Genomic DNA, 25,479 nt, shown 5'->3' on the forward strand with positions numbered 1-25,479 from the left:
GGGCCGGGAGGACAAGTCTCTGACGTGGTTAATCTTTCCTTAACCAACCGGCACCAGACTCAAGATCGTATTTCTCGATATTTCAAAGCGAATTTTTCCGCTTTAATTCGATAGATAACTCGATAGTCTTGATCGCAGTTCTTACAGGATTTAGGAAATGCAGCTACGTAATTCTTCCTCCCGCTACGGTTGGGTCAGTATTTTCATGCACTGGGGTGTAGCCCTGGCTGTGGTGGGTCTGTTCGCCCTGGGCTTGTGGATGGTCGGGCTGGATTACTACAGCACCTGGCGCAAGGACGCCCCGGACCTGCATAAAAGCGTGGGTCTGGTGCTCTTCGCGGTCATGCTGCTGCGGGTGCTCTGGCGTCTGATCAGCCCACCACCGCCGACCCTGGCCAGCTACGATCGCCTGACCCGCATTGGCGCCAAGGTCGGTCACGGGTTTCTGTATGTCAGCCTGTTTGCCGTCATGATTGCCGGTTACCTGATTTCCACCGCAGACGGCGTCGGGATACCGGTGTTTGGCTTGTTTGAAGTCCCTGCCCTGATTTCCGGTTTACCGGACCAGGCAGACCTGGCCGGTGAGATTCATTTCTACCTGGCATGGGCGCTGGTGATTGTCTCCGGCCTCCATGCGTTGGCAGCATTGAAGCACCACTTTATCGATCGTGATGTGACCCTGGCACGCATGCTGGGTCGCAAAGCCTGATGTTCAACCTCGACTCCAAGGAATAGAAAGCATGTTGAAAAAGTCTCTCGCCGCTCTGGCAATCGGTGCGGCTCTGCTGTCGGCCAACGTGATGGCAGCCGACTACGTTGTCGACAAGGAAGGCCAGCACGCCTTCGTTGACTTCAAGATCAGCCACCTGGGCTACAGCTACATCACCGGTACTTTCAAGGATATCGACGGCAAGTTCAGCTTTGACGCTGCCAAGCCTGAAGACAGCAAAATCGAGTTCAACGTCAACACCGCCAGCGTGTTCACCAACCACGCTGAGCGCGACAAGCACATCGCCAGCGCTGACTTCCTGAATGCGAGCAAATTCGCCAAGGCGACGTTTGTTTCCACCAGCGTCAAATCCACTGGCGAAAAAACCGCTGACGTGACCGGCGACCTGACCATCGCAGGCGTGACCAAGCCGGTCGTGGTCAAGGCCACTTTCCTCGGCGAAGGCAAGGATCCATGGGGCGGCTACCGTGCCGGCTTCGAAGGCACTACCAGCATCAAGCGTTCCGACTTCGGCAAGCAGAAAGACCTGGGCCCAGCGTCCGACGCAGTCGAGTTGTACGTTTCGTTTGAAGGCGTGAAAGCGAAGTAATTTTCGCCACGCAAACAAAAATGCCCCGCATCCTTGGATGTGGGGCATTTTTTATGGCGCGTTGAAAATCAGCGGTTGCGGGTCAGCAGCGCTGGTTTTTCGCCACGTGGACGGCTTGGCAGTTGATCGAGACTGCTCAGGAGTCGGGAACCGGTCGGTCTTGGACTCCTTGTGAATGATCTTCGGTGCCGGGCCACCGCGCGGGTTTTGTACCGCTGGCTCCTGGCGTGGTTGATCATCACGGGCCGGGCGACGGTTGCGGGACTCCTCGCGACGGGCCTGGCCGTCACGGGGTGCGCCACTGCGTGGGCCGCTGCGCTTGGCGGGCGGGGTGCCAGTGCTGGCGCCGCTGCTGTTGCGTGGACCGTTCTGCCGGCCCTGTGGCTGGCCAGTGCGTGGAGCGCCGGTGCCTGCGCCTTGTGCCGGGGCACCTGGACGGCGACCACGGCCCTGGGCCGGTTTCTGCTGTGGCACGTAGTCGACGCGGTTACCGAAGTTATCCACATCGTCGTCGAGGAACTCGTCCGGTGCCCGGTCAGCGGCCGCACGCGGGGCAGGGCGCTGTTGTTCGCGGGCAGGGGTGCCTTCACGCGGCTTTTGCGCCGGGCGTTCGCCACGGTTGGCTGCCGGCTTTTCCTTGCCGCCCTTGTCCTTGCCTTTGTCCTTGCGACCGCCGCCACCGCCACCGCCGTTCGGACCGTCGCCGCGCGGGCCACGTGGGTTGCGCGGGTTACGCACATCCGGACGCTCGCGCACTTCTGGCTTCTCGGCCTCGACGCTGCTGGCATCAAACCCCATCAGGTCGCCATCGGCGATCTTCTGTTTGGTCATGCGCTCGATGCTTTTCAGCAGTTTTTCTTCGTCCGGAGCGACCAGCGAGATCGCCTCGCCCGAACGACCGGCACGGCCCGTACGGCCAATGCGGTGCACGTAGTCTTCGTCGACGTTCGGCAGTTCGAAGTTGACCACGTGTGGCAGTTGGTCGATGTCCAGGCCGCGCGCCGCGATGTCGGTGGCAACCAGGATCCGCACTTCACCGGCCTTGAAGTCGGCCAGGGCTTTGGTGCGGGCGTTCTGGCTCTTGTTACCGTGGATGGCCACGGCGCTCAGGCCGTGTTTGTCCAGGTACTCGGCCAGGCGGTTGGCGCCGTGCTTGGTACGGGTGAAGACCAGTACCTGTTCCCAGGCGCCGGCGGTGATCAGGTGCGCCAGCAGCGAACGCTTGTGGCTCGCCGGCAGGCGGAACACACGTTGCTCGATCCGCTCGACCGTGGTGTTGGGCGGCGTGACTTCGATGCGCTCGGGGTTGTGCAGCAGCTTGCCGGCGAGGTCGGTGATGTCCTTGGAGAACGTCGCCGAGAACAGCAGGTTCTGACGTTTGGCCGGCAGACGGGCCAGGACCTTCTTCACGTCATGGACAAAACCCATGTCGAGCATGCGGTCGGCTTCGTCGAGCACGAGGATTTCCACGTGGGACAGGTCGACACTGCCTTGGCCGGCCAGGTCGAGCAAACGACCCGGGCAGGCTACCAGCACGTCAACACCGCGGGCCATGGCCTGAACCTGAGGGTTCATGCCAACGCCGCCGAAGATGCAGGCACTGACGAACTTGAGGTCGCGGGCATAGAGCTTGAAGCTCTCGTGCACCTGGGCGGCCAGTTCGCGGGTCGGGGTCAGGACCAGTACGCGCGGTTGGCGTGGGCCGTGACGCTGGGACTTGTCCGGGTGACCGTTGGGGAACAGGCGTTCCAGAATCGGCAGGGCAAAGCCGCCGGTTTTGCCAGTGCCTGTCTGTGCCGCAACCATCAAGTCGCGACCTTGCAACACGGCGGGAATGGCCCGCTGTTGCACCGGAGTAGGCTGGGTATAGCCGGCGGCTTCGATGGCGCCGACTAAAGCCTCGGAGAGACCGAGGGAAGCAAAGGACATGAGTAATCCTGTTTTAGTTAGGGCTTGGCCCAATGGGATAGTCTTGCCTGGCGCGAGTGGCGTTTGAGAGAAGCGCAATCGCGTCCGGTCCTGCTGGGCCCTGATGGCTCATCTGCGAGTGCTCGCGCGGGCTGAAAAGCTGCGCTGTAGCGATGTCGAGAGGCCTGAAACAGTGCCGAGCGTCCGGGCGTAAGCCTGGCGGGAAGGCCGGAGTATAACAGAGCAATCACTGTGCGCTGCTTTCCTGCTGCTCAACGGTTTTTTCTTCACGGGCTTGCGCCGGCACAAGTGTCTGGTCCTTGGCCGGCGCCGCGCCATAGCGCGCGCTGAGTTGGGCGTAGGCCGGCTCACGCTTGAAGCGCTTGAGTTCGGCGCCGAAACGCTGCACCAGCAGGTCCATGCCGGCATTGCGGCGCACGGCCAGGAACTGGCTCTCGCGGCTGATGACGGTCGGGCTTTCGCTGATCTGGTCACGCAGGTTCAGGCTGTCGAGCAGGGTTTGCCCGACCCGGCGGTCGGTGATCAACAGGTCGATGCGCCCGCGTGCCAGCTTGCCGAAGTTGGCTTCATGGGTCGGCGCCGGCTCCCGGGTAAACAGCGTGGACTCGCGAAAGTCCTGGCTGTACAGGTAGCCGGGGGAGGTGCCGATGGTCAGGCCGCGCAGATCTTCGAGGGTGTTGAACGGGTGGGGGCGGGCGTTGGCGTAGAACATCACGAACTCGACTTGCGACAGCGGTTCGCTGGGGTAGAGCAGGGTGGCGTCGCGTTCGTCGCTGTGGAAGATGTCGAGTGCGCCGTCGGCCAGCCCTTGATCGAGCATGGCCAGGCAGCGCTTCCACGGCAGGAACTGCCATTGCACTTCGATACCCAGGCGCTGGAAGACAATGGCCGTGGTCTCGTAGTCCAGCCCCCGGGGCTGGCCGTTTTCCTCGTACACGTAAGGTGCCCAGGGCTCGGTGACGATGCGCAACTTTTCCGCCCGGGCAGCAAAGCTCAGGCAAACAAGAAGCGCGGCTGTCAGCAATTGGGCAATGACGGGCATCGCTGGAGATTACGACGATAGGCAGTGAAATAGCTAGAGGCTGTCTAGCCTGAGGCTTAGTCGCCTTTTGCCTGCATCAGGTGTAGGTAGATGGCCTGGCGTCGCCGGCCCAGAACCAGGCGGTTGATCGGGTGGTTGAACCAGCGCTCCAGTTGATCGTTTTCCAGCGGTCGTTTCAGGCGTTTTTCCACATTGGCATGGGCTTTTTCCCACCAGACCGGCGTACAGGCCTGATCAAACGGATTGGCATGGCGGTAGCAGCCGTAGAGGATTTCGCGCATGAACTGGCGCTGCTGGCGGGGCAAGGCCAGGGTCACGATCTTATAGGCCAGGCGCTGCAGGGTCGGTGGGCGCGGCAGAGTCGCCGTTACCAGTGACGTTTCGTCCAGGGCCAGGGTGCTGGTGAGGTTGGAGCGGTGTTTTTCAAGCCAGGCATTGGTCTTGGCGCGAAACAGCTCCTTGCGGCTCCAATAGTGATGGATCAGGTCCGGGCAATCGCGCACCTCACGCTGACGGTAGGCGGCCACCGACAGGCAGAACTCCTCAAGGGTGTAGGCGCCCTGGGCCAGGGGATAAAACTCGTCCATCAGGGCCAGGGAGTGGGCGAGGATGTCGGCATCTTCGCGGTACAGGCCGATGACCCCGGAGTTCAGCAGGGGCATCTGGTCGTCTGCCAGTTGTCGCTGTTGCAGCACCTCGGCCAGGGTCTGGTAGAGGCGGGTCTGCTTGTTGCTGCCGTAGGACATGCCGAGGGTGTTGCACAGCAGGGTGCCGGGCTGGATGCGCCGGAACAGCTCCAGGGGCGAGCAGTGGAAGAAGGTGTCGGTGTCGATCAGCAGGGCCAGTTCCGACTCGGCCAGGACCTGTTGCATGACCGCGTGTTTGGCACGGAAGTGGTAGCCGTGGGGCGCGATCCAGCCCTGGCGGGTGGCTTCGTCGAACTGGCGAATCCGTACCGGCAGGTCGCGGTAGGGCGCCGGGTTGTCGGTGAAGACCTGGATGTCGAGCGCTTCCCCCGGCGTTTTGCGCAGGCCCGCCAACGCACTGGCAATACTGAAGAGTGCTTCCTGGTGGTAAGTGCAGGTACCGTAGACCAGGTAGATCAGTTGTGGGGTTGGCGTTGAGCTGGGTGTCGACATCTACTGCAGTTTTCCCGGTTGAGTGACAAGTAAAAAAAAGACCCTGGGGTTCGCCAGGGCCTTTTTTCTGAATGCACTGCCGTGATTAGCGTGGCAGTTTCAGATTGTTCCAGACAGCGAGGCTAGGATCCGCCTGGTTCAGGGTATAGAAATGCAGCCCTGGTGCGCCGCCTTGTAACAAACGCTCACACATCTGTGTGATCACCTGCTCGCCGAAACCCTGAATGCTCTGGGTGTCGTCGCCGTAGGCTTCCAGCTGCTTGCGGATCCAGCGCGGGATTTCCGCACCGCAGGCATCAGAGAAGCGCGCCAGCTTGCTGTAGTTGGTGATCGGCATGATACCCGGCACGATCGGGATGTTCACGCCCATCGCCCGTACACGCTCGACGAAGTAGAAGTAGCTGTCGGCGTTGAAGAAGTACTGGGTGATCGCACTGTCGGCGCCAGCATTGGCCTTGCGCACGAAGTTGGTGAGATCGTCTTCGAAATTGCGCGCTTGCGGATGCATTTCCGGGTAGGCGGCGACTTCGATGTGGAAATGATCACCGGTTTCTTCACGAATGAATTGCACCAGGTCATTGGCGTGGCGCAGTTCACCGCTGGCCATGCCCATGCCCGACGGCAAGTCGCCACGCAAGGCAACGATCCGGGTGATGCCTGCCGCCTGGTACTGGCTCAGCAGGGCGCGCAGGTCGGCCTTGCTGTCGCCGACGCAGGACAGGTGCGGGGCGGCAGGGACTTTGACTTCGCTTTCCAGCTGCAACACGGTGTTGATGGTGCGATCACGGGTCGAACCGCCAGCGCCATAGGTGCAGGAGAAGAAATCGGGGTTGTAGGTGGCCAGCTGACGGGCAGTGGCGAGCAGCTTTTCATGCCCAGCATCGGTCTTGGTCGGGAAGAACTCGAAGCTGTAGCGACGATCTTGGGACATGGTCATATCCTTGGAAACACGAGAACCTTCGAAGCTGCACTGCCCAGGTGGGAGCGGGCTTTTGTGGGGGCTGGCTTGCCTGCGATGCCATCGCGGGCAAGCCCGGCTCCCACAAAAGCTCGCTCTCACAGGGAGAGCGAACGGTCAGCGTCTGTTAGTAACGGTAAGCGTGCGGCTTGAACGGGCCTTCGACGGTCACGCCGATGTAGTCGGCCTGGGTCTTGGTCAGTTGAGTCACAACGCCGCCGAAACCGCGGACCATTTCCAGGGCCACTTCTTCGTCGAGTTTCTTCGGCAGTACTTCAACGGTCAGGCGCTCGGCTTTCTGGGCTGGCGACAGGTCGGCGTACTTCTGGCCGAACAGGAAGATCTGTGCCAGGACCTGGTTGGCGAACGAACCGTCCATGATGCGGCTTGGGTGACCGGTGGCGTTACCCAGGTTCACCAGGCGACCTTCGGCCAGCAGGATCAGGTAGTCGTCGTTTTGTGCGTCGAAATCGCCAGGGCCGGTGCGGTGGATCTTGTGCACCTGTGGCTTCACTTCTTCCCATGCCCAGTTCTTGCGCATGAAAGCGGTGTCGATTTCGTTGTCGAAGTGGCCGATGTTGCAGACAACAGCGCGCTTCTTCAGGGCCTTGAGCATGTTCGAGTCGCAAACGTTGACGTTACCGGTGGTGGTCACGATCAGGTCGATCTTGCCCAGCAGCGCTTTGTCGATGCTTGCTTCGGTGCCGGTGTTGATCCCGTCGATGAACGGCGATACCAGTTCAAAACCGTCCATGCAGGCTTGCATGGCGCAGATCGGGTCAACTTCGGAAACCTTGACGATCATGCCTTCCTGACGCAGGGACTGGGCCGAACCCTTGCCCACGTCACCGTAGCCGATGACCAGCGCTTGTTTGCCGGACAGCAGGTGGTCGGTACCACGCTTGATCGCATCGTTGAGGCTGTGACGGCAGCCGTACTTGTTGTCGTTCTTGCTCTTGGTCACCGAGTCGTTGACGTTGATGGCCGGGATTTTCAGCTCGCCCTTGGCCAGCATGTCCAGCAGGCGATGCACGCCGGTGGTGGTTTCTTCGGTCACGCCGTGGACGCGATCCAGAACCTGTGGGTACTTGTCGTGCAGCAACTGAGTCAGGTCGCCGCCGTCGTCGAGGATCATGTTGGCATCCCAAGGCGCGCCATCTTTCAGGATGGTTTGCTCCAGGCACCACTCGTACTCTTCTTCGGTCTCGCCTTTCCAGGCGAAAACCGGAATGCCGGCAGCGGCGATGGACGCGGCAGCCTGGTCTTGAGTCGAGAAAATGTTGCAGGACGACCAGCGCACTTCGGCACCCAGGGCAACCAGGGTTTCGATCAGCACGGCAGTCTGAATGGTCATGTGGATGCAGCCGAGGATCTTCGCGCCTTTGAGCGGTTGCTCTTCGGCGTACTTGCGGCGCAGACCCATCAGGGCCGGCATTTCCGATTCGGCGATGATGGTTTCGCGACGGCCCCAGGCAGCCAGGGACATGTCGGCGACTTTGTAGTCGTTGAAATCTGCAGGCGTGTTGACAGCGCTCATGAAGAGCCTCCATTCGTAAGTAGGCGAATGGGCGCCGTTGTGCGTTTAGAGTCTGGCGGTTCAAGGCCAGGCAACGCCCCATCCGAGCCTGACAGGTCGAACCTGCTGCAGCGCCCCTCGGACAGGTGGCGGGAAAACGGTAGCAATTGAAGATGACCGTTTTGAAACGGGGGCGATTATAGCGGGCCGGGCGGATCTTCCAAAGGGTTTCTGTCGGCTGGTTGATAATCTTGATCGAGACCATAGTCGATGCTGCGTAGAGCTCTGCGTCGGGCTCTGCCATGATGGTCGGCATCAATCGGCAAGACGGTCAGGAGTGAGCATGAATTTCCACACCCGCAAATGGGTAAAACCCGAAGACCTCAACCCCAACGGCACGCTGTTCGGCGGTAGCCTGTTGCGCTGGATCGACGAAGAAGCGGCGATCTATGCCATTGTCCAGCTGGGCAACCAGCGCGTAGTCACCAAGTACATTTCCGAAATCAACTTTGTCAGCGCCTCGCGCCAGGGCGACATCATCGAACTGGGCATCACCGCCACCGAATTCGGTCGTACCTCGATCACCCTGACCTGCGAAGTGCGCAACAAGATCACTCGCAAGAGCATCCTCACGGTGGAGAAGATGGTCTTTGTGAACCTCGGCGAGGACGGCCTGCCGGCCGCGCACGGGCGGACCGAGATCAGATACGTCAAGGACCAGTTCCAGGATGGCGCCGGCGTCGAATAAAACACAGAACGTATGCCGCACCTCGCGTGTCGTACTTAAACGACACGCCACAGGTTGCGGACTCCATGAACACTGAAAAAGACGGCAAGACCCCGAACCTTTCGGCGCAGGAACAGCACGACGTCGACAAGAACCAGCCACCGCGCGCGGCGGTGCTGCATGAAATTATCCGCACCCAGGGTGACCAGGAGCTGGAGCGCAGTGTCGCCGCGCTCTGGTGGTCTGCCTTGGCCGCCGGCTTGACCATGGGCCTGTCGCTGATGGCCATGGGGCTGCTGAACTCGCGACTGCCGGAGGGCGAAGCCTTCAAGGTGATCGCCAGTTTTGGCTACTGCGCCGGGTTCCTGGCGGTGATCCTCGCCCGCCAGCAGTTATTCACGGAAAACACCCTGACCGCCGTGCTGCCGGTCATGACCAAACCCACGTTGAACAATTTCGGCCGGCTGTTGCGCCTGTGGACGGTGGTCTTGTTTGGCAATCTGTGTGGGACCTTGCTGGTGGCCTACGTGATGTTGCACCTGCCGATTTTCGACACCCGGACCGACCTGGCCTTCCTCGATATCGGGCGCAAGGTCATGGAGAACGACGCCAGCAAGATGTTCGCCAAGGGCATCGTCTCGGGCTGGATGATCGCCACCATGGTCTGGATGATCCCTTCCATGGAAAGCGCCAAGATGTGGATCATCATCCTCATCACTTACCTGATGGCACTGGGGGACTTCACCCACATCGTGGTCGGTTCGGCTGAGGTCTCCTACCTGGTGTTCGCGGGCCAATTGTCGTGGGCGGACTTCTGGCTGGTGTTTGCAGGTCCTACGCTGGCGGGGAACATCATTGGCGGCAGCTTCATCTTTGCCCTGCTCAGTCATGCGCAAATTCGCAGCGAGAGTGGACCGCCGAAGAACACAGAAGCGCCTGTGGCCGGTCCGCACACGCCGGACAAATGAGCCCCAGGTTCACCCTGCTGCGCGGGTAAGAGCCTGAATTTGAACAATTATTCAAAGATGCCGAAATGATGGGGCAGCGCTTGCTGTATATTGCGAACGCTTCCCATTCATGAAAAAGACGGATCTTTATGCAGTTCTCAGGCTTCTCCCCTGCGCGCCTTCTGAGTGCGCTGCTGGTGTCTGTCCTGGTTGTGGGCACCGCCCAGGCCAAGGACGATGGCACTGACCTTTCGATCACCATCGAGAAAGAAATCCAGACCCATGTGGTCAATGCCGACGGCAGTTTTGTGGCGACCTTGGAAACGGTGCACCTGATCAACGAAGAACGGGCGATCAAGGCCTGGGCGCAACGTTCGATGAGTTACAACCGGACCCTGGAAACCCTGGAGGTGGTCCAGGCGTATACGCAAAAGCCTGACGGACGCAAAGTGCAGGTCAAGGCCGACCAGATCAAGGAGCAGCAGGAGCGAGCGTCTGCGGATGCCCCGATGTTCCAGGACACACTGCTCAAGGTGGTGATCTTCCCTGAGGTGGCCGTGGGCGACCGGCTGGTGGTTCAGTTCAAGAAAAAGCGCAGCACGGCGCTGTTTCCTGGCCATTTCGAAGACCTGTCCTACCCGGCGTTTTTCCCGACCCGGCAATTCACCCTGATCTATGACTTGCCGGCCGACATGCCGCTGCACGCCGATGCCAAGGGCTTTACCGCGAGCACACCGGCCGCCGGGCCGGGACGTAAAGTCTATCGCTGGGACTATGTGCCTGCGCAAAAGGCGCGAATCGAGCAGGGGGCGGTGTCTTACCTGGACTACGGCCAATACCTGGCCGTGTCGACATTCGGCGATTTCGCCACATTCGCCAAGGCCTACGATGCACGAGCCCACAGTACCCTGACACCGCAGATCCAGGACCTCGCCAACAGCCTCACGGCCGGGCTCGACACGCCCCGGGCCAAGGCGATTGCGCTGAGCGACTGGGTGCGCAAGCACATTCGTTATGTTGCGGTCTACGTCGGCCCAGGCGGTGTGGTGCCCCATCCGGTGGACACGATTCTGGCCAACCGCTATGGCGACTGTAAGGACCACGTTGCACTGCTGGAAGCCATGCTGGCGGCCGTGGGGATCGAGAGTTCACCGGCCCTGGTCAACCTGGGCAATGCCTATGTGTTGCCCAAGGTGCCGACGCTGGGGCTGCTCAACCACGCCATCACCTATGTGCCGAGCCTGAACCTGTATCTCGATTCCACCGCCGAAGGCATTGCCGCGGGTTACCTGCCGGTGCCGGTGCTGGACAAGCCGGTGGTGCTGAGCAAGTCCGGTGATGTTGGGCACACGCCGACCTCACAAGAGGGCCTGGTGGAAAACAGCTTGCTGTTCAAGGTTTCGTCAAAAGGCGCTGCCGACTTCAGCCATACCTCCACTGTGATCGGCTGGGCCGCCGAGGTGAATCGCTATGGCGTCAAGTCGATGAAACCCGCCGACCGCGACCTGCTGATCCAGCAGGTCCTCGCGTCCTACGGGCTCAACGGCAGCGGCACGTTTGATGCCGGGAAGTTCGAGGGGAGCGGCCAGGGTTATGAAATGAGCATGGCCGGGCGCGTGGAAAACCTGGTCAATCTTCCGGGTCCGATTGGCGTGCTGACCATGAGCAGCCTTGCCGGCGGGATTGCGCAAAGTGTCTTCAGCCTGCTCATGGAGCCGGAGCGGACTCAGGCGTTCACCTGTATTTCCGGGGTGACCGAGGAGCAGGCGCGTTTTGAGTTCCCGCAGGATGTCAGCATTCTCGCGGCACCGAAGAACGTGACACTGAACCACGAGCGGTTTGACTACAGTTCGACCTATGCCCGCGAGGGCAACGCGGTGTTGGTCAAGCGCCGCTTCGACTTCAAGCAGCCGGGCGCGGTGTGCACCCCGGATGACTTCAAGTCGATGAAAGCCATGGCTGAGGCCGCGGCCAATGACCTGAAAAGCCAGATCATTGTGCAGTCGCTTTAAGCGCCAGGGCGCTCGCCCGGCGTTGCCGGTAGATGAAGTACAGCGCGGTCAGCACGGTCAGGCCGCTGACCAGCGCGCCGGTCCAGGGCAGGTCTGCGAGGTCGGCGCCGCTGGCCACCACCAGGCCGCCGATCCAGGCGCCGGCAGCGTTACCCAGGTTGAAGGCGCTCTGGTTCAGGGTCGAGCCCAGGTTGGGCGCTTCATGGGCCTGGTCGATGATCAGCAGTTGCAGGATCGGGCACAGGGCAAAGGCAAATATCCCCCAGAGCACCAGGGTAATGGCTGCCGGGATCACCGAGTGGCTGGTCTGGCTGAATGCCGCCAATACCACCATGACCGCCAGTGCCATGCCCACCAGTGATGGAAGCAACCGGCTGTCGGCCAGCTTGCCGCCAAGCATGCTGCCCGCCGTCAGGCCCACGCCGAAGAGCAGCAGCATGAGGGTCACGCCGTGGGGGCTGACGCCGGTGATGTCCTGCAGGATCGGCGCGATGTAGGTAAACACGCTGAACAGACTGGTGGATGCCAGCACGCTCATGCCCAGTGCCAGCAGGACACTGGGCTTGCCCAGCACCTTGAACTCACTGGCCAGGTTGGCCTTGTCCATGGCGATGTCCTTGGGCAGCCACAGCCATTGGGCGAGGGCCGCAATCACCCCGATGACCGACACCGCCCAGAACGTCGAGCGCCAGCCGGCGTATTGACCCAAGGCCGTGCCCAGGGGCACGCCCAGCACATTGGCCAGGGTCAGGCCGGTGAACATCAGCGCAATCGCCTGGGCCCGTTTGTTCGGTGCCACCAGGCCGGCGGCGACCACCGAGCCGATGCCAAAAAAGGCACCATGGCACAGCGCGGTGATCACCCGGGCCGCCATCAGCGTGGCGTAGTTTGGCGCCAGGGCGCAGAGGATGTTGCCGAGGATGAACATCAGCGTCATGCCCAGCAATGTGGCCTTGCGGGGCATGTTGGCGGTGCCGATCGCGAGGATCGGGGCGCCGAACACCACGCCCAGGGCATAGCCGGTAATCAGCAGGCCGGCGTCGGGGATGCTCACCGCGAGGTCGCGGGCGACATCGGGCAGCAGGCCCATGATGACGAATTCGGTGGTGCCGATGCCAAAAGCGGCAACGGCCAAAGCAAGCAAGGCCAGTGGCATGCGCAAGGTCTCTATGGGTAGTCTTGACGCTTTGATCAGGCGAACGCCTGCCGGCTCCCGAGTCGTTGAAGAGTCAGGTTGCAGCAGAAATTTATTGGAATAAGTATGTGCGCAAGTGAGTGCGGCGTGGTCGCTTGCAGTATAAACAGCTACTGACATATGGCGAATCAATTCACTAGGGCAAGGAGGCTACGTGCTCGCGACAGTTCTGGTTTTGGTGGCGGCGCTGTTGCATGCGGCCTGGAATACCCTGATCAAGTTCAGCGCCGAACGTTTGCTGGTGGTGGCCTGCATGGACAGCGTGGCGCTGTTGTTCGTGGCGTTGGCGCTGCCGTTCGTGAGCTTGCCGCCGCTGGACATCTGGCCGTGGATCCTCGCGTCGGCGGCCTTTGAGCTGCTCTATCGCTACCTGCTGATCCAGGCTTACCGGGTGGGTGACCTGGGCCTGGTCTATCCGTTGATGCGCGGGTTGTCGCCGCTGGTGGTGTTGGTGTTGACCCTGATCTTCGCCGGCGAAGTGCTGAGCACCCAGCAGATCCTCGGCATCCTGCTGATCCCGTTCGGCATGCTCTGTCTGCTGTGGCAGGGCGGTGGTGGCGAGCGCTTGCCGTGGACGATGCTGCCGGTGGTGGCGTTGATCGGCCTGTGCATCGGTTGCTACACGTTCATCGATGGCCAGGCGATTCGTCGCTGGTCGCACCCGCTGGATTACCTGGTCTGGGTCACGTTGCTCAGTGCCTGGCCGTTCCCATTGCTGGCCATGGTGCGCAAGCGGCCGGCGTTCATGCTGTTCTGGCGAGAGCAGTGGCGGCTGGGGCTGGCGGTCGGATTCTGCGTGTTGTTCAGTTACGCTTTGGTGCTCTGGGCCATGCAGTTGGGGTCGATTGCCGAAGCGGCAGCGTTGCGCGAGATCAGCGTGATCCTGGTGGTGCTCTTTGGTATGCGTTACCTCAAAGAACCTTTCGGCAGACCGCGGCTCTTAGCCTGTGGGCTGGTGCTGATTGGCATGCTCGTGATGAAGTTCTGAGCCAAGGCTCATAAAACCCCAAAAAGAAGGAATCGGTAATGACTGTGGCTCTGTGGTGCATCTTGATCGCAATTTTCCTGCCGTACCTGTGCACGGCCGTCGCCAAGATCGGCGGCGGCTACCGGCTGCGGGACAACCATGACCCGCGTTCGTTTGCGTTGACCCTGGACGGCTTCGCCAAGCGCGCGCATGCGGCCCAACTCAACAGTTTCGAGATCACCCCGGCATTCGCCGCGGCGGTCATCGTTGCGCATTTGGCCGGCAACGCCGAGCTGGTGACGATCAACGTGTTGTCGGTGTTGTTCATCACCAGCCGGCTGCTGTACATCATCTGCTACCTGGCCGACTGGGCGATCCTGCGGTCGCTGGTGTGGTTTGTCGGCGTCGGCCTGATCATCAGCTTCTTTTTCGTCTCGATCTGATACGGCCAGTCACTTGGTGTCAGGCACCTGTGGCAGTTCAGGCAGCGGCGCGCCTTTCGGCCACAACATCCAGATCTGCCCCTGCTGCTTCATGTCGCCGGCCAAGTGCCCGGCGGCATCGCCGGTTCCCCAGAACAGGTCGGCGCGCACTTCGCCCGTGATCGCGCCGCCGGTGTCCTGTGCGGCCACCGGGCGAACCAGTGGGGTGCCATCGGGGCGAGTGGTCGATAGCCACAGCAAGCTGCCCAGCGGAATCACCTTGCGGTCCACCGCCACGCTGTAACCCGAGGTCAGCGGCACGTTCAGCGAGCCGCGCGGGCCTTCGTTGCTGTCGGGGTTTCGGGTGAAGAACACATAGCTCGGGTTGCTGGCCAACAGTTCGGGAATGCGGGTCGGATTGGCCTTGGCCCAGGCGCTGATGGCGCCCATGGTCACTTCTTCTTTCTTCAGTTCGCCCTGTTCCACCAGCCAGCGGCCAATGGGCCGATACGGGTGGCCGTTCTGGTCGGCATAGGCGATGCGCAGTTGCCGGCCATCGGCCAGCTGGACCCGGCCCGAGCCCTGGATCTGCAGGAATTGCAGGTCCATCGGGTCTGTCAACCAGGCCACTACCGGAGCCTTGACCCCTTGGGTTCCGATGGTGGCGGCGTCATCGTAAGGCTTGAGCACTCGCCCTTCGAGGCGGCCGCGCAGGCGCTTGCCCTTGAGCTCGGGGTAAAGACTGTCCAGGGAGACGATGATCATGTCTTCCGGCACGCCGTAGATCGGCACGTTGGCTGCCGGGGTCTGCGTCAGGCTGCCGGGGTACACCGGTTCGTAGTAACCGGTGATCAAGCCGTTGGCATTGCCGCCGGAGGAGCGCAGGCCGTAGACCTGAAGCTGTTCCTGGAGGAAGGCGCGAATCGCCGTGGCGTCTTGTGGCACGTTGGCCGCCGCGGCGCAGGGCGCGCCCCAGACGGGATCGGCCTTGAGGCGGGTGCAGGCGCTGCGCCAGGAACCGAACCCGGCCAGTAGGTCGCTATCGGACACCGCCGGCAAGGCGTCCCAGGTCGCGCTGGAATAGGTGGCGAGTGCGTGGGTTTGCGGTTTGGTGCTATCGCCACCGTTGCAACCGGCGAGGAGGGCGATCATCGGAAAGGTCCAGCCCAGATGCTTGCGCCAGGCCTTGAAACGACTGTTCATGCGGTACTTCCTGTGACCGGCTGCCGGAGGCCGTCAGGCACTCTGGCAACCCTTATTGTTAATAGGGCTATTGGTCTTTGTGGATCAGGCGAGGATACTGGCCGCCGATTTCCGTGACCTTGAGCCACCATGACTCTTAAAAGAATTTCTGTTGTATTGCTGGCCTGCCTGACGCTGTCTGCCTGCGGCGGTGTCGATCCGAACTCGCCGCTGGGTCAGCGCAAGGCGATCTTCAAGCAAATGCTCAAGACCGGCGAAGACCTGGGCGGCATGTTGCGTGGGCGCATACCGTTCGACGGTCCGCGTTTTGCCGAGGGCGCCGTCAAGCTCGACGCCCTGTCCCGGGAGCCGTGGAAGCATTTTCCCCAGGTTCGCGAGGAGGATCACAGCAGCGCCAAGGATGAGGTCTGGCAGAAGCAGGCTCGTTTCCAGGAAATGGCCCGCACGCTGGAAGCGGCCACCGCTGAACTGGTGGTTGCCAGCCAGGTCCAGCCCTACAAGGCGAGCAACCTCGGCCCTGCGGTGCAGAAAGTCGAAGACGCGTGCAGTGCCTGTCATAAAGAGTTTCGCGATCACTGAGTGCACTGGCTGTTGCAGGAGCTGGCTAGCCGCCAGCTCCTGCACAACCTGGGTTCGGTGTAGTGCTTACTTGTCCAGCTCGTCCAGCGCTTCCTGCAATTCCTTGCGGGACTCGGCGAGTTTGTCTTTACGTTTGTTGATCTTCTCCGGATCGCCCTTTTTCATCGCCTTGTCGAGGTCGGCCTGACGCTTGCTGACTTCGTGCTTGGCATCGAGCACCTTGCTTTCGCGCTCTTTCTTCAGGGAAGCATCGGTGCAGTGGGCGGTGACTTCGCTCAGGGCTTTTTCCAGGCCAGCCTGTTGCTCGGCATTGCCGTGGGCCTTGGCCTGCTCGATCTGGGTGCTGATGGACTGGCGCTTGGCGGCGCAGCCGGTGAGTTCCGGGGCTTGTTCGGCCGCCATCAGTGGGGCAGCCAGGACGCTGCACAGGGTTAACAGGGCGAGCGGTGAAAGACGTTTCATGAAAGCTCCGTTCAACAGGTAATCAAGTCGGCGAGCAGATGGTCTGTTTGAGCGCATCGATACTCATTCGGTTCAAGGGTGCAGGTATCCCGGTCACTGAAATCCGTCGATACCGGCAGCCCGTAATTGTTCGCTCAAGGCCAGCACGTGCGGGTCGCGAAAAAAGGCGCTTAACTGCGCCGCGCGGCCCGGGCCGATGGCACCTTCGGCTAACCATTGAGCGGTGTCTCGCTGTGCCAGCAATGGCCATGGGCCTACCAGCCTTGCCGCGCCCGTGGGCGGAACACCCAAGGCCTTTAGCCAGCGGGCGAATGGTTGCTGGCGGGCACGCTGCAGACTCTCCATCAGGCGTGCGCTGTTGCGTTCGCCGAAACCGTCAATGGTAGCAAGCTCTTGGGCATCGAGGGTCAACCAATCCAGTAACCCTTTGATACGGCCGGCCTTGACCAGCTTCTCCCAGGTGCCGGGTCCTACCTGGGCCAAGGCCAGGCCCTGCTTGCCACTGAGCCAGGTCAGGCGGGCCAGGAACTGGCTTTCACAGCCGGGGGTCGGTTGCCAGCAACTCAGGGGATGGAAGTCTTCAGCGCGCGGCACCAGGACCTGGGCGCGTTCGGTGCTGCGCAGTACCACGCTGTCGAGCCGCGGGATCGTCAGGCCGGCCAGGCTGATTGCGACATGATCGCCGGGGCGGATGTCCAGGCGTTGCCAACGCTCCAGTGAACTGACGCTGACTCGCCTGATCTGTCGGTCATCGAGGGTGAAGGGGGCAAGCTCCAGCACCGGGGTGATGCGTCCGGTGCGGCCGATCTTGAAGTGCACCTTGCGCACCTCGGCCAAGGCCTGGGCGAAGGGGTATTTCCAGGCGATGGCCCAATACGGCGACCGGGCTTGCCAGCGGGCGGCAGGCGGCCGTTGTTGCTGGCGCAGGACAATGCCGTCCGTGGCGAACGGCAGGGGCGTGCGATACCAGTGCTCGCGCCAGTGCTCGGCGTCGGCAAAGGTTTCCACCGGTTGGCTGAAGGGCTGCGTGTCGCCGAACCCCAGGGCAGCCAGGGCGGCGGCACGGGCCGGCAACTCGACGGGACCCCGGGGCCAGTCCCAGACAAACAGACCGATCCCCTCGGCCTCCTGGGGTTGCAGGGTCTTGCGGGCCATCAGCCCGGCCACGTTGCTGCGGGCACTGCGGCTGCCCGCCGTGGCCTGTACGTGATCGGTCAGGCGCCAATAGAGTTCGCCCTGCACCAGCAGGTCAATGGCTTGCGGCAATTGCTGGGGGACGGCGCTGAGCTTGCGGGCCTGGGCGGTCCAGTCCTGTCCCAGGATGCCGTCGCCACGACTGATGGCCTGGGCCAGTCGGCCCTGCTGGTAAACCAGGGTCACCGCCACCCCGTCGACCTTGGGCTGCACCCAGACCTGCTGGCGCGAGGCGAGCCAGTCGTTGACGGCCTGGCCGTCGCTGAGCTTGTCCAGGCCGGTATGGGGTGTGGGGTGGGCCAGGGTGCCGCGAGCGGTCAGTAACGGATTGTCGGCTTTGGCGTGCGCATTGAAGCAGCTACGCCAGGTGCTGAGCCGGGCGCGAGACTGGTCATAGAGCTCATCTGCCACCGGAGACTGGCCTTGGCGGTGATAGCGCTCGTCCCAGCGCTGGATCTGTTGCTGCAGGGCCTCGATTTCAGCAGTCGCGCGCTCGGCGGGCCAATCGGGGCAGGTGGTGGCATTGGCCAGCAGGCAGGCGCTGCCCAGGCATAAGCCGAGCAACAGAGGGAAGTGAGCCGGCATCGTGAGCGTCCTTGCCCGAGGGGGAGAAACTCAAGGCTAGATCAGGACCGAAGCGGGTGTTGCACAGTGCTTTGCAGGGTGTGTCGCGCCCCCGAAAAAGCACAAGCCCCGCGCGGCGAACCGGGCGGGGCTTGTGTTGCAGGCCGTTGGGCTTACAGGCCGGCGGCAGCGCGCAAGGCGTCGGCGCGGTCGGTTTTTTCCCAGGTGAACGTGGTGAAGGTGTCGTCGCCCACGGTCTTGGTTTGCGGCGTGCGACCGAAATGGCCGTAGGCTGCGGTTTCCTGATACATCGGGTGCAGCAGGTCGAGCATTTTGGTGATGGCGTAAGGACGCAGGTCGAACACTTCGCGTACCAGCTTGACGATCTTGTCATCGCTGATCTTGCCGGTGCCGAAGGTGTTCAGCGAGATCGAGGTAGGCTGAGCGACGCCGATGGCGTAGGACACCTGAATCTCGCAACGCTCGGCCAGGCCGGCGGCCACGATGTTCTTGGCCACGTAGCGACCGGCGTAGGCGGCCGAACGGTCAACCTTCGATGGATCCTTGCCGGAGAACGCGCCGCCGCCGTGACGGGCCATGCCGCCATAGCTGTCGACGATGATCTTGCGACCGGTCAGGCCGCAGTCGCCAACCGGGCCACCGATGATGAACTGGCCAGTCGGGTTGATGTGGAACTGGGTGTCCTTGCTCAGCAGTTCGGCCGGCAGTACGTGCTTGACGATCAGCTCCATCACGCCTTCGCGCAGGTCTTTGTACGACACGTCCGGGTTGTGCTGGGTCGACAGGACGACGGCGTCGATACCGACGACCTTGCCGCCTTCGTAGCGGCAGGTAACCTGGGACTTGGCATCCGGGCGCAGCCACGGCAGCAGGCCGGATTTACGGGCTTCGGCCTGGCGCTGCACCAGTTGGTGCGAGAAGGTGATCGGCGCAGGCATCAGCACGTCGGTCTCGTTGCTGGCGTAGCCGAACATCAGGCCCTGGTCGCCGGCGCCCTGGTCTTCTGGCTTGGCACGGTCGACACCCTGGTTGATGTCCGGGGACTGCTTGCCGATGATGTTCATCACGCCGCAGGTTGCGCCGTCAAAACCAACGTCGGAGCTGTTGTAGCCGATGTCGGTGATGACATCACGAACGATCTGCTCCAGGTCAACCCAGGCGGAAGTAGTGACTTCGCCGGCGATGATCGCCACGCCCGTTTTCACCAGCGTCTCGCACGCCACGCGGGCGAACTTGTCTTCAGCAATGATTGCGTCCAGCACCGCATCAGAAATCTGGTCGGCGATTTTGTCCGGATGCCCTTCAGACACGGACTCGGAGGTGAAAAGGGAGTATTCGCTCATCTCGATGTTTTCCTGAAATTTACCGATGGTGAGTGTTGCCAGCCGGTCGCTGAAAATGGCGGACCTGGATCTGGAAACCATTACGTAAGCCTACATAGAGACTTTCCCCGGGAACGAGTCCCGCAGCGGTGGCCCAACGGGCCAGATCGTCCTGTTCAAACCCCAACCAAAGATCACCGCAGGCCTCCCTGGCCCAACTTTGGTTGTGACTGCATAAATCTGTCACGAGCAGGCTGCCGCCTGGTTGTAGCAAGCCGGCCATGTGCTTGAGCGCATCGGCCGGGGCGGCGAAATGGTGCAGGACCATATTCAGTACCACGCAGTCGGCTGCCAGGCTCACGCCATTCAGGGCATCGGCCAACTGCAGGCTGACGTTAGTCAGCATTTCCCGTTCACACACCTGGCGCGCCAGTTCGAGCATCGCCGGGCTATTGTCGAGCGCCGTGACCTGACTGAAACGCCGGGCCAGTTCCGGGAGAAAACTGCCATCCCCGGGGCCGACTTCAATCGCTGTGGCCGTCTCACTGAAAGTCAGCTTGTCGAGCAGCGCCAGCACGCTTTCGCGGTACTGCGGCAGGCCGGCGATCAAGTCTTGCTGGGCGCGAAATTTGTCCGCAACCCGTGAGAAAAAGTCCTGGCTGGCGGCAGCCCGTTGTCCGTGGACCTGTGCGATACGCGATTGCACGTCGCCGGGCAGGGTCAGGTTGTCGACTTCTTCGAGCAGGGCGGCATGCAGCTTGCCGCCTGGCAATTCGGTGTGGGGCAGGGCGCGCCGGTAAAAAATCGCATTGCCTTCGCGGCGAGTCGCCACCAGGTCGGCCTGGGCCAGCACTTTGAGGTGGTGGCTCATGCCGGATTGGCCGGTGGCAAAGATCTGCGCCAGCTCCAGTACACCAAACGAGTCATTGGCCAGGGCGCGCAATACATTCAGGCGCAACGGATCGCCGCCGGCCTTGCACAGGGCCGCCAGCTCATCACAATCGTCTGGGCGAATGGAAGGCGCGCGTAAGTTCATAAGGCCGGCAGTCTAGTCACGCCTAGAAATCCCCGCAAGTTCAATATCAAAAAGTTTTGATATTGCTCGATGGATGGCACTTCTTTCGCCGAACCTTACTCTACAAACCAAGTGCGGAAAGGTTTCACCTGGCGAATGCACACTTATCCACAGGAAAAACGTGCCTGATCGACTATCTGTCATTGCCCCGAGGCTGTCCGCTGAGGGAAAATGCTCGCCTTTTTTCCGTGCCGTTTTATTCACTCTCGATTCAAAATCCTCAGGAGAACAGCGATGCCCAGCCGTCGTGAGCGTGCCAACGCCATTCGTGCCCTCAGCATGGATGCCGTGCAAAAAGCCAACAGCGGCCATCCCGGTGCCCCTATGGGTATGGCGGATATCGCCGAAGTGCTTTGGCGTGACTACCTCAAGCACAACCCGAGCAACCCATCGTTCGCCGACCGTGACCGCTTCGTGCTGTCCAACGGCCATGGCTCGATGCTGATCTACTCGCTGCTGCACCTGACTGGCTACGACCTGTCGATCGACGACCTGAAAAGCTTCCGTCAACTGCACAGCCGTACTCCGGGCCACCCGGAATTCGGTTACACCCCAGGCGTTGAAACCACCACCGGCCCACTGGGTCAGGGCCTGGCCAACGCTGTGGGCTTCGCCCTGGCGGAAAAAGTCCTGGCAGCGCAGTTCAACCGCACTGGGCACAACATTGTCGACCACCACACCTACGTGTTCCTGGGTGATGGCTGCATGATGGAAGGCATTTCCCACGAAGTCGCTTCCCTGGCCGGTACCCTGGGCCTGGGCAAGCTGATCGCTTTCTACGATGACAACGGCATCTCCATCGACGGCGAAGTCGAAGGCTGGTTCACCGATGACACACCTAAGCGCTTCGAAGCCTACAACTGGCAGGTGATCCGCAACGTTGACGGTCACGACCCAGAAGAGATCAAGACCGCGATCGAGACGGCCCGCAAAAGCGAGCAGCCGACCCTGATCTGCTGCAAGACCACCATCGGTTTCGGTTCGCCAAACAAGCAAGGCAAGGAAGATTGCCACGGTGCCCCGCTGGGTGACGCGGAAATCGCCCTGACCCGTGCAGCGCTGAAGTGGAACCACGGCCCGTTCGAAATCCCGGCTGATATCTACGCCGAGTGGGACGCCAAGGAAGCCGGCCGTGCCGCAGAAGCCGAGTGGGACCAGCGTTTTGAAGCCTACGCCGCCGAATTCCCGGCATTGGCCATTGAGCTGATGAGCCGCCTCAACGGCGACCTGCCGCTGGACTTCTCGGCCAAGGCCGACGCGTACATCGCCGAAGTGGCCGCCAAGGGTGAAAGCATTGCCAGCCGCAAAGCCAGCCAGAATGCTCTGAATGCCTACGGCCCGCTGCTGCCTGAACTGCTCGGTGGTTCGGCCGACCTGGCCGGTTCCAACCTGACCCTGTGGAAAGGCTGCAAAGGTGTCTCGGCCGAAGACGCCAGCGGCAACTACATGTACTACGGCGTGCGCGAGTTCGGCATGAGCGCCATCATGAACGGCGTTGCCCTGCACGGCGGCCTGGTGCCTTACGGCGCGACCTTCCTGATGTTCATGGAATACGCCCGCAACGCGGTGCGCATGGCCGCGCTGATGAAGAAGCGTGTGATTCATGTCTACACCCACGACTCCATCGGTCTGGGCGAAGACGGCCCGACGCACCAGCCGGTCGAGCAACTGACCAGCCTGCGTACCACGCCGAACCTGGACTGCTGGCGCCCAGCCGACGCGGTCGAATCCGCCGTGGCCTGGAAGCACGCCATCGAGCGCAAGGACGGCCCTTCGGCGCTGATCTTCTCGCGCCAGAACCTGCAGCATCAGGTGCGCACCGACGCACAGATCGCCGACATCAGCCGTGGCGGCTACGTGCTCAAGGACTGCATCGGCGAGCCTGAGTTGATCCTGATCTCCACCGGTTCCGAGGTGGGCCTGACCGTTCAGGCCTACGACAAGCTGACCGAGCAAGGCCGCAACGTGCGCGTTGTGTCCATGCCCTGCACCAGCGTGTTCGAAGCCCAGGACGCCGGCTACAAGCAATCGGTCCTGCCGTTGCAGGTCAGCGCCCGTATCGCCATCGAGGCGGCTCACGCCGACTACTGGTACAAGTACGTGGGCCTGGAAGGCCGCGTCATCGGCATGACCACCTACGGCGAGTCGGCGCCTGCGCCAGCCTTGTTCGAAGAGTTCGGCTTTACCCTGGAGAACATCCTGGGCCAGGCTGAAGAGTTGCTGGAAGACTGATCCAGAAAAGGTGTTGCCTGAGCCGACGCCATCGCGGGCAAGCCCGCTCCCACAGGGATATACACCGTCCATGTGGGAGCGGGCTTGCCCGCGATAGCGGTCGGTCAGGTGACGCTGCATTAATGGATTCACCACGGTAATCGAGAACCCCATGCCTCAACCGCGTCCTTACAAAGTTGCACTCAACGGCTACGGCCGCATTGGTCGTTGCGTCTTGCGGGCGTTGTTCGAGCGAGGCTCGGCGGCCGGGTTTGAAATTGTCGCGATCAACGATCTGGCTGACATGGCCAGCATTGAATACCTGACACGCTTCGACTCCACCCACGGCCGGTTTCCCGGCGAAGTGAAGGTTGAGGGCGATTGTCTGCATATTAATGGCGACTGCGTGAAGGTCCTGCGCAGTGCCACCCCCGAAGGCATCGATTGGGCGTCCCTGGGCGTCGATCTGGTGCTCGAATGTTCCGGTGCCTACAACACCCGCGCCGACGGCCAGCGGTTCCTCGACGCCGGCGCGCCACGGGTGTTGTTTTCCCAGCCGATGGCCAGCGAGGCCGATGTCGACGCCACCATCGTCTTTGGCGTCAACCAGGACTGCCTGACCGGCGCTGAGCTGCTGGTGTCCAACGCCTCCTGCACCACCAACTGCGGTGTGCCGCTGCTGCGCCTGCTGGATCAGGCATTCGGCCTGGACTACGTGTCGATCACCACCATTCACTCAGCGATGAACGACCAGCCAGTGATTGATGCCTATCACCACGAGGACCTGCGCCGCACCCGCTCGGCGTTCCAGTCGGTGATCCCGGTGTCCACTGGTCTGGCGCGTGGCATCGAACGCCTGTTGCCGGAACTTGCCGGGCGAATTCAGGCCAAAGCGGTACGGGTGCCGACGGTGAATGTGTCCTGTCTGGATATCACCATGCAGACGGTGACCGACACCGATGCGGCCGAGGTCAATCGACTCCTGCGCGAGGCCGCCACCAGCGGCCCGCTCAAGGGGCTGCTGGCCTACACCGAATTGCCTCACGCCAGTTGTGATTTTAACCATGACCCACATTCGGCGATTGTCGATGCCAGTCAGACTCGCGTTTCCGGCCCCCGGCTGGTGAACGTCCTGGCCTGGTTCGACAACGAATGGGGTTTTGCCAACCGAATGCTGGATGTTGCAGAACATTATCTGCAAACAGCTATCAAGAAACCTGCTCTCTAACCTGAGCTAACAGGAAGTGCGACCCATGACCGTGTTGAAGATGTCCGACCTCGATCTGCAAGGTAAGCGCGTATTGATCCGCGAAGACCTCAACGTCCCAGTCAAGGACGGTGTAGTCACCAGCGATGCGCGTATCCTGGCTTCGCTGCCGACCATCAAGCTGGCCCTGGAAAAAGGCGCGGCCGTGATGGTCTGCTCGCACCTGGGTCGTCCGACCGAAGGTGAATTCTCCGCCGAGAACAGCCTGGCACCGGTTGCTGCGTACCTGAGCAAGGCGCTGGGTCGTGAAGTGCCACTGGTGGCCGACTACCTGGGTGGCGTCGACGTCAAGGCCGGCGACATCGTGCTGTTTGAAAACGTGCGCTTCAACAAGGGCGAGAAAAAGAACGCCGACGAACTGGCCCAGCAGTACGCGGCCCTGTGCGACGTGTTCGTGATGGACGCCTTCGGCACCGCACACCGTGCCGAGGGTTCGACCCACGGCGTGGCCAAGTTCGCCAAGGTGGCCGCTGCTGGCCCGTTGCTGGCTGCCGAGCTGGATGCACTGGGCAAGGCCCTGGGCGCCCCGGCCCAGCCAATGGCCGCCATCGTGGCCGGCTCCAAGGTGTCGACCAAGCTGGACGTGCTCAACAGCCTGAGCCAGATCTGCGACCAGTTGATCGTCGGCGGCGGCATCGCCAACACCTTCCTCGCCGCGGCCGGACACCCGGTCGGCAAGTCCCTGTACGAGCCGGACCTGCTGGACACCGCGCGCGCCATCGCCGCCAAAGTCAGCGTGCCATTGCCGGTCGACGTGGTGGTTGCCAAGGAATTCGCTGAAAGCGCCGCGGCCACCGTCAAGCTGATCGCTGATGTGGCTGAAGACGACATGATCCTGGACATCGGCCCACAGACAGCTGCGCATTTCGCCGAGCTGTTGAAGTCGTCGAAGACCATTCTGTGGAACGGTCCAGTCGGCGTGTTTGAGTTCGATCAGTTCGGCAACGGCACCAAAGTGCTGGCCCAGGCCATCGCAGACAGCTCGGCGTTCTCCATCGCGGGCGGTGGCGATACCCTGGCGGCCATCGATAAATATGGCGTTGCCGAGCAAATCTCCTACATTTCTACCGGTGGCGGCGCGTTCCTCGAATTCGTCGAAGGCAAAGTGCTGCCAGCCGTAGAAGTCCTGGAAAGCCGGGCCAAGGCCTAAGGCCGCCCGTTGACCAGGCAAAGGAGTGTTCACATGGTCAAGACGTTAGCGACGTTGATCGCCGCGGCGGTGCTGGCCGGCTGTGGGAGCCATCCCAAGGCCGCCAAGGACCCGGATACCGGCGCGCCCGATAAAGGCTGTTACCAGGCCGACTGGCAGGCGGAAACCAACCCGGTGCTCAACAAGCGTTCCGGGCCCGAGGGTCTGGATAAGTACGAGACGCACACTCCGGCCAAGGAACAGGGTTGTCCCTGACCG

The 25,479-nt window shown here is 61.9% G+C and carries 22 protein-coding genes, 1 pseudogene and 1 riboswitch; of the genes and pseudogenes, 12 read left to right on the forward strand and 11 right to left on the reverse strand.

What is annotated here, in order from left to right:
- Positions 1-157 precede the first annotated feature (157 nt).
- Positions 158-709: a cytochrome b gene (locus tag Q1W70_RS12080; protein WP_166592599.1), complete on the forward strand. Its 552-nt coding sequence runs from the start codon at positions 158-160 to the stop codon at positions 707-709.
- Positions 710-740: 31 nt separating this feature from the next.
- Positions 741-1,319 carry a YceI family protein gene (locus Q1W70_RS12085; RefSeq protein ID WP_166592600.1) on the forward strand — a complete coding sequence of 193 codons (579 nt, stop codon included), beginning with the start codon at positions 741-743 and terminating at the stop codon, positions 1,317-1,319.
- A gap of 68 nt (positions 1,320-1,387) precedes the next feature.
- Here the strand turns inward: Q1W70_RS12085 and rhlE2 are convergent.
- The 5 genes and pseudogenes from rhlE2 to ahcY all read right to left on the reverse strand — a co-directional run bounded on the left by rhlE2 (position 1,388) and on the right by ahcY (position 7,924).
- Positions 1,388-3,248: pseudogene (rhlE2, locus tag Q1W70_RS12090) on the reverse strand (RNA helicase RhlE2).
- A 226-nt stretch (positions 3,249-3,474) separates the two neighbouring features.
- Positions 3,475-4,290 carry a substrate-binding periplasmic protein gene (locus Q1W70_RS12095; protein WP_166592327.1) on the reverse strand — a complete coding sequence of 272 codons (816 nt, stop codon included), beginning with the start codon at positions 4,288-4,290 and terminating at the stop codon, positions 3,475-3,477.
- Between the two features lie 56 nt (positions 4,291-4,346).
- On the reverse strand, positions 4,347-5,429 hold the full coding sequence (locus tag Q1W70_RS12100) for a hypothetical protein (RefSeq protein WP_302098842.1): 1,083 nt from the start codon (positions 5,427-5,429) through the stop codon (positions 4,347-4,349).
- An 85-nt stretch (positions 5,430-5,514) separates the two neighbouring features.
- A complete protein-coding gene (gene metF, locus Q1W70_RS12105) occupies positions 5,515-6,360 on the reverse strand; it encodes a methylenetetrahydrofolate reductase [NAD(P)H] (RefSeq protein ID WP_185818089.1) in 846 nt (281 codons plus the stop codon).
- A 154-nt stretch (positions 6,361-6,514) separates the two neighbouring features.
- Entirely contained in the window at positions 6,515-7,924 is a 1,410-nt protein-coding gene (gene ahcY, locus Q1W70_RS12110) for an adenosylhomocysteinase (RefSeq protein ID WP_166592324.1), read from the reverse strand.
- Between the two features lie 22 nt (positions 7,925-7,946).
- Positions 7,947-8,049, reverse strand: a riboswitch (S-adenosyl-L-homocysteine riboswitch).
- 197 nt (positions 8,050-8,246) lie between these two features.
- Here ahcY and Q1W70_RS12115 point away from each other — a divergent pair.
- From Q1W70_RS12115 to Q1W70_RS12125, 3 genes are all read left to right on the forward strand, one after another.
- Positions 8,247-8,651 carry an acyl-CoA thioesterase gene (locus tag Q1W70_RS12115; RefSeq protein WP_166592323.1) on the forward strand — a complete coding sequence of 135 codons (405 nt, stop codon included), beginning with the start codon at positions 8,247-8,249 and terminating at the stop codon, positions 8,649-8,651.
- A 65-nt stretch (positions 8,652-8,716) separates the two neighbouring features.
- Positions 8,717-9,598 (forward strand): formate/nitrite transporter family protein, encoded by an 882-nt coding sequence (locus Q1W70_RS12120; RefSeq protein WP_166592322.1) that lies wholly within the window; start codon positions 8,717-8,719, stop codon positions 9,596-9,598.
- Positions 9,599-9,726: 128 nt separating this feature from the next.
- Positions 9,727-11,589, forward strand: a complete 1,863-nt coding sequence (locus Q1W70_RS12125) for a DUF3857 domain-containing transglutaminase family protein (protein ID WP_302098843.1) — start codon at positions 9,727-9,729, stop codon at positions 11,587-11,589.
- Here Q1W70_RS12125 and Q1W70_RS12130 read toward each other — a convergent pair.
- A complete protein-coding gene (locus tag Q1W70_RS12130) occupies positions 11,570-12,745 on the reverse strand; it encodes an MFS transporter (protein WP_166592320.1) in 1,176 nt (391 codons plus the stop codon). The two genes, Q1W70_RS12125 and Q1W70_RS12130, sit on opposite strands and share 20 nt — an antisense overlap.
- 193 nt (positions 12,746-12,938) lie before the next feature.
- On the opposite strand from Q1W70_RS12130, the gene Q1W70_RS12135 reads away from it, so the two are divergent.
- Positions 12,939-13,772, forward strand: coding sequence for an EamA family transporter (locus Q1W70_RS12135; protein ID WP_182342719.1), 834 nt, complete (start codon positions 12,939-12,941; stop codon positions 13,770-13,772).
- Between the two features lie 38 nt (positions 13,773-13,810).
- A complete protein-coding gene (locus Q1W70_RS12140) occupies positions 13,811-14,194 on the forward strand; it encodes an MAPEG family protein (RefSeq protein WP_166592318.1) in 384 nt (127 codons plus the stop codon).
- A 9-nt stretch (positions 14,195-14,203) separates the two neighbouring features.
- Here the strand turns inward: Q1W70_RS12140 and mltA are convergent, their stop codons facing one another.
- A complete protein-coding gene (gene mltA, locus Q1W70_RS12145; RefSeq protein WP_166592317.1) occupies positions 14,204-15,376 on the reverse strand; it encodes a murein transglycosylase A in 1,173 nt (390 codons plus the stop codon).
- 129 nt (positions 15,377-15,505) lie between these two features.
- Here mltA and Q1W70_RS12150 point away from each other — a divergent pair, with 129 nt between their 5' ends.
- Positions 15,506-15,955, forward strand: a complete 450-nt coding sequence (locus Q1W70_RS12150) for a c-type cytochrome (RefSeq protein ID WP_166592316.1) — start codon at positions 15,506-15,508, stop codon at positions 15,953-15,955.
- 66 nt (positions 15,956-16,021) lie between these two features.
- Here the strand turns inward: Q1W70_RS12150 and Q1W70_RS12155 are convergent, their stop codons facing one another.
- From Q1W70_RS12155 to Q1W70_RS12170, 4 genes are all read right to left on the reverse strand, one after another.
- Complete coding sequence (locus Q1W70_RS12155; protein ID WP_095164451.1) at positions 16,022-16,417, reverse strand: DUF1090 domain-containing protein; 396 nt, start codon at positions 16,415-16,417, stop codon at positions 16,022-16,024.
- A gap of 93 nt (positions 16,418-16,510) precedes the next feature.
- The gene (gene ligB / locus Q1W70_RS12160; protein WP_302098844.1) at positions 16,511-18,196 is read right to left on the reverse strand and encodes an NAD-dependent DNA ligase LigB; all 1,686 of its coding nucleotides are present in this window, start codon (positions 18,194-18,196) and stop codon (positions 16,511-16,513) included.
- Positions 18,197-18,348: 152 nt separating this feature from the next.
- The gene (gene metK, locus Q1W70_RS12165; RefSeq protein ID WP_166592314.1) at positions 18,349-19,539 is read right to left on the reverse strand and encodes a methionine adenosyltransferase; all 1,191 of its coding nucleotides are present in this window, start codon (positions 19,537-19,539) and stop codon (positions 18,349-18,351) included.
- 19 nt (positions 19,540-19,558) lie between these two features.
- A complete protein-coding gene (locus tag Q1W70_RS12170) occupies positions 19,559-20,554 on the reverse strand; it encodes an ArsR/SmtB family transcription factor (RefSeq protein WP_182342713.1) in 996 nt (331 codons plus the stop codon).
- A gap of 273 nt (positions 20,555-20,827) precedes the next feature.
- Between Q1W70_RS12170 and tkt the strand changes: the two genes are divergently transcribed.
- The 4 genes from tkt (at position 20,828) to Q1W70_RS12190 (ending at position 25,476) form a co-directional block, all read left to right on the forward strand.
- Positions 20,828-22,825: a transketolase gene (gene tkt, locus Q1W70_RS12175; RefSeq protein ID WP_166592312.1), complete on the forward strand. Its 1,998-nt coding sequence runs from the start codon at positions 20,828-20,830 to the stop codon at positions 22,823-22,825.
- 151 nt (positions 22,826-22,976) lie between these two features.
- Positions 22,977-24,032: an erythrose-4-phosphate dehydrogenase gene (gene epd / locus Q1W70_RS12180; protein ID WP_166592311.1), complete on the forward strand. Its 1,056-nt coding sequence runs from the start codon at positions 22,977-22,979 to the stop codon at positions 24,030-24,032.
- 25 nt (positions 24,033-24,057) lie between these two features.
- Positions 24,058-25,221: a phosphoglycerate kinase gene (locus Q1W70_RS12185; RefSeq protein WP_166592310.1), complete on the forward strand. Its 1,164-nt coding sequence runs from the start codon at positions 24,058-24,060 to the stop codon at positions 25,219-25,221.
- 33 nt (positions 25,222-25,254) lie between these two features.
- On the forward strand, positions 25,255-25,476 hold the full coding sequence (locus tag Q1W70_RS12190; RefSeq protein ID WP_166592309.1) for a hypothetical protein: 222 nt from the start codon (positions 25,255-25,257) through the stop codon (positions 25,474-25,476).
- Positions 25,477-25,479: the final 3 nt, after the last annotated feature.

The sequence above is a fragment of the Pseudomonas kielensis genome, from assembly GCF_030505375.1.
Taxonomy (GTDB): Bacteria; Pseudomonadota; Gammaproteobacteria; order Pseudomonadales; family Pseudomonadaceae; genus Aquipseudomonas; species Aquipseudomonas kielensis.

Bases quoted from the DNA above. Each gene is read 5' to 3' on its own strand.
- Q1W70_RS12130 (WP_166592320.1), bottom strand. From the start codon at position 12,745: ATGCCACTGGCCTTGCTTGCTTTGGCCGTTGCCGCTTTTGGCATCGGC.
- tkt (WP_166592312.1), top strand. From the start codon at position 20,828: ATGCCCAGCCGTCGTGAGCGTGCCAACGCCATTCGTGCCCTCAGCATG.
- Q1W70_RS12185 (WP_166592310.1), top strand. From the start codon at position 24,058: ATGACCGTGTTGAAGATGTCCGACCTCGATCTGCAAGGTAAGCGCGTA.
- Q1W70_RS12120 (WP_166592322.1), top strand. From the start codon at position 8,717: ATGAACACTGAAAAAGACGGCAAGACCCCGAACCTTTCGGCGCAGGAA.
- Q1W70_RS12115 (WP_166592323.1), top strand. From the start codon at position 8,247: ATGAATTTCCACACCCGCAAATGGGTAAAACCCGAAGACCTCAACCCC.
- Q1W70_RS12100 (WP_302098842.1), bottom strand. From the start codon at position 5,429: ATGTCGACACCCAGCTCAACGCCAACCCCACAACTGATCTACCTGGTC.
- epd (WP_166592311.1), top strand. From the start codon at position 22,977: ATGCCTCAACCGCGTCCTTACAAAGTTGCACTCAACGGCTACGGCCGC.
- metF (WP_185818089.1), bottom strand. From the start codon at position 6,360: ATGTCCCAAGATCGTCGCTACAGCTTCGAGTTCTTCCCGACCAAGACC.
- ligB (WP_302098844.1), bottom strand. From the start codon at position 18,196: ATGCCGGCTCACTTCCCTCTGTTGCTCGGCTTATGCCTGGGCAGCGCC.
- Q1W70_RS12095 (WP_166592327.1), bottom strand. From the start codon at position 4,290: ATGCCCGTCATTGCCCAATTGCTGACAGCCGCGCTTCTTGTTTGCCTG.
- Q1W70_RS12150 (WP_166592316.1), top strand. From the start codon at position 15,506: ATGACTCTTAAAAGAATTTCTGTTGTATTGCTGGCCTGCCTGACGCTG.
- Q1W70_RS12125 (WP_302098843.1), top strand. From the start codon at position 9,727: ATGCAGTTCTCAGGCTTCTCCCCTGCGCGCCTTCTGAGTGCGCTGCTG.
- metK (WP_166592314.1), bottom strand. From the start codon at position 19,539: ATGAGCGAATACTCCCTTTTCACCTCCGAGTCCGTGTCTGAAGGGCAT.
- mltA (WP_166592317.1), bottom strand. From the start codon at position 15,376: ATGAACAGTCGTTTCAAGGCCTGGCGCAAGCATCTGGGCTGGACCTTT.
- Q1W70_RS12155 (WP_095164451.1), bottom strand. From the start codon at position 16,417: ATGAAACGTCTTTCACCGCTCGCCCTGTTAACCCTGTGCAGCGTCCTG.
- Q1W70_RS12080 (WP_166592599.1), top strand. From the start codon at position 158: ATGCAGCTACGTAATTCTTCCTCCCGCTACGGTTGGGTCAGTATTTTC.
- Q1W70_RS12170 (WP_182342713.1), bottom strand. From the start codon at position 20,554: ATGAACTTACGCGCGCCTTCCATTCGCCCAGACGATTGTGATGAGCTG.
- ahcY (WP_166592324.1), bottom strand. From the start codon at position 7,924: ATGAGCGCTGTCAACACGCCTGCAGATTTCAACGACTACAAAGTCGCC.
- Q1W70_RS12140 (WP_166592318.1), top strand. From the start codon at position 13,811: ATGACTGTGGCTCTGTGGTGCATCTTGATCGCAATTTTCCTGCCGTAC.
- Q1W70_RS12085 (WP_166592600.1), top strand. From the start codon at position 741: ATGTTGAAAAAGTCTCTCGCCGCTCTGGCAATCGGTGCGGCTCTGCTG.
- Q1W70_RS12190 (WP_166592309.1), top strand. From the start codon at position 25,255: ATGGTCAAGACGTTAGCGACGTTGATCGCCGCGGCGGTGCTGGCCGGC.